Source organism: Peribacillus sp. N1, assembly GCF_054600815.1.
Genome location: NZ_BAAHZO010000047.1, coordinates 1 through 274, shown reverse-complemented (window position 1 = coordinate 274; position 274 = coordinate 1). Strand labels below are relative to the sequence as shown.

The following is a 274-nucleotide window of genomic DNA, read 5'->3' as shown; positions in this document are numbered from 1 at the left end:
ACCCCCAACTACCATCGGCGCTGAAGAGCTTAACTGCCGTGTTCGGAATGGGAACGGGTGTGACCTCTTCGCTATCGTCACCAAACAATGTTAACATTTTTTCAAGACATATATTATTATAACGTCTTTTTGAGAAAATGCAAGAAGAAATTTTCATTCCTTCAAAACTAGATAATAAGAAGGTATTTCATTTTTTTAAAGCGTTGGTTAAGTCCTCGATCTATTAGTATCAGTCAGCTCCACATGTCGCCACGCTTCCACCTCTGACCTATCA

Annotated in this window: 1 rRNA gene; it reads right to left on the bottom strand. The window is 39.8% G+C overall.

Annotated features, from left to right (window positions below):
* Positions 1 to 85: ribosomal RNA gene (rrf, locus tag ACYP5M_RS26585) — 5S ribosomal RNA — on the bottom strand; the annotation flags it as partial.
* Between the last annotated feature and the right edge of the window lie 189 nt (positions 86 to 274).